At 58.6% G+C, this 2,220-nt stretch carries 2 protein-coding genes; one reads left to right on the top strand and one right to left on the bottom strand.

Annotated elements, in window-relative coordinates; translation table 11 throughout:
• Positions 1–246: 246 nt before the first annotated feature.
• Complete coding sequence (locus tag QMX84_RS26245) at positions 247–1,281, top strand: alginate lyase family protein (protein WP_282365146.1); 1,035 nt, start codon at positions 247–249, stop codon at positions 1,279–1,281.
• A 58-nt stretch (positions 1,282–1,339) separates the two neighbouring features.
• Here the strand turns inward: QMX84_RS26245 and QMX84_RS26240 are convergent, their stop codons facing one another.
• Positions 1,340–2,053, bottom strand: a complete 714-nt coding sequence (locus tag QMX84_RS26240; RefSeq protein ID WP_282365145.1) for a hypothetical protein — start codon at positions 2,051–2,053, stop codon at positions 1,340–1,342.
• Between the last annotated feature and the right edge of the window lie 167 nt (positions 2,054–2,220).

The following is a 2,220-nucleotide window of genomic DNA, read 5'->3' as shown; positions in this document are numbered from 1 at the left end:
GACGTAGCCTCGTCAAACTCGGCAACTGCTACGGGGGGGGGGCGTGTACGCCAAAACCTGTAGCCGCTGACGAGGTACGAGGCTGCGATGGGTTGCGCAGCGACCCTTAACCGCGCTCCCGCATGAAATCCCATTCCCCGTAAGCCGCCGTTCAATTTCCGTCACCTACAGTTCTCAACAAGGAGTCCCAACCCGCCACAGACGGCTAATTTCCGACTGACCAGACGCCTTTTTCCAGGACCTTCGATGACCAAACGGCCGATTCTCAACTCGCTCTTTTTAGCGCTCAGCATTGTGGTGAGCGCCCCGACCATGGCGGCGTCGTGGTGCACGAACACCGACCCGGGGCCGCTGGGGCAGTTACGCAATGAGGTCAATAAACAGTTATTGCCGCAATCGCGGGCCATTGAGCGGGTGCACACCGAAGGGACGCTGCCGCATCAGGGCATTCGTGATCAAAGCCTTGAGGCCAAGAAGGACTGGCCGCTGATGCGCGACTTGGCGCTGCTGTGGCAAAAGCAGCATCAACCCGGTGATCTGGCCGCACTGTCGCGGCTGCTCAACGATTGGGGCACGCGCTACAAGCCCAGCTTTAATCCGGTAGATGAAACCGGGCTGGACGCGTACATCGATGCCTATGCCATGACCCGCGACGATTTGGCGCCGCCAATACGCGCTGTGGCGCAGCGCTTTGTCCGCGAGTTGGGTGAGGGGTATCTCAATGAGATGGAGCACAATTTCAAGCCGGGTGATGGCCGCTGGATCAATAACTGGAACTCGCACCGCGTGAAGCTTGCGACGCTGTCAGCGGTGGCGCTGGAGGATCCAGCCATGTTTGCGCGGGCACGGGCGCAGTTTATTGAACAACTGGGGCGCAATCTGCGGCCGGGCGGTTCAACGGTGGATGTCGAGCAGCGTGATGCCCTGCACTATGTGGTCTACGACCTGGAGCCGCTGACCCGGGCCGCCGTGGCAGCGCGTCTGCGCGGGCAAAACTGGCTGGTGTTCAAAGGCGCCTCAGACGCCAGCCTGGAGAACGCGCTGGACTGGCTCGCGCCTTACGCCAAGGGTGACAAGACTCACGAAGAATTCGTGCACTCCCACGTCAAGTTCGATGACCAGCGTCGCGAGGCGGGGGAGAGCGGGTTCTCAGGCCTGTGGAACCCGCAGTCGGCGACTGGCCTGTATGCCATGGCGACGTTGCTCAACCCCAAATACGCCGCCGTGTCTGAGCGGTTGCACCCCATGGGCGGCTGGATGGCCGCGTGCTGGGGGCGATAAGTTAAAAAGCCCCGCCGGGCAATGCTCGACGGGGCTTTTTCTTTACAGAGGGGGGCGTTTACGGGCGCATCAGCGGTTCAATGCCGATCCATTTTTTCACCGGCTGATAGCAGGTTTTCATCGGCGGCAAATCGACTTTTTGCCCGCCGACCTCCATCGAGCCGAGGTTGATCGTCCATTTCGAATCGGCATCAAATTTTTCGGTAGGGAAAATCAGATAGACCGAGCCGTAGCTGCTGTTGTTGGTGATTCGCGGAACACGGCTGTGCACTTCATCGCTGTTGATGTCATACGGCGAAGTTCGCGCATATTTCTCGTAATACAGCGGGTAGTCGTAGGTCTCTTTGTCACCCAGGTACACGTCGGGCAGGGCTTTCAACTGCGAGCCGTCTTCAAAGGTGATGTAGGCCTGGCGGCTGTCGTAGAGAATCGGGATGGGCGCCTCGCCACTGCTTGAACGCGTCGGGCGTATGCGGCCTTTGTTGTAGGCGATCAGTTGGATGTAAAACTGTCTGCGTGACCAGGTTTCACCCGGGAAGGTCTTGGACACACCTTGCTCAAACGGGCGATCTGAATACTGCGCGGTGTGATCGTATAAATAGGTTTCGAGGATGATGGTTTTCTTGCCGTCCGCTCCCGGCACTTTGAATTGATACTCGGACTGGCACAGGTCGGCGTAAGCAGAGCGCTCGCGCGGCCAAGGCAGGCAGGCCCCTAGCGAGGCAGCAAGGAGCACGAGCAGGGTGGCTTTCAGGCTTTTTTCAAATGGCATGGCTGGCCTTTTGTTGGTTGTCCAAGATCATTCGGGTAACGATTCTGACACCCCCAAACAAAAATTGGTCACGGTTCTGCGAAACCCGCCCTGTAGGAGCGAGCTTGTCTCGCGATCTTTTAAACGATCAAAAGATCGCGAGACAAGCTCGCTCCTACAGAGGGTCA

The organism is Pseudomonas sp. PS01297, assembly GCF_029959305.1.
In the GTDB taxonomy this organism is placed as follows: domain Bacteria; phylum Pseudomonadota; class Gammaproteobacteria; order Pseudomonadales; family Pseudomonadaceae; genus Aquipseudomonas; species Aquipseudomonas helleri.
The sequence above is the reverse complement of the archived record's forward strand: the minus strand, read 5'-3'. Positions and strand labels throughout refer to the sequence as shown.

Excerpts from the sequence above, each read along its gene's own strand:
- QMX84_RS26245 (WP_282365146.1), top strand. The coding sequence starts at position 247 with ATGACCAAACGGCCGATTCTCAACTCGCTCTTTTTAGCGCTCAGCATT.
- QMX84_RS26240 (WP_282365145.1), bottom strand. The coding sequence starts at position 2,053 with ATGCCATTTGAAAAAAGCCTGAAAGCCACCCTGCTCGTGCTCCTTGCT.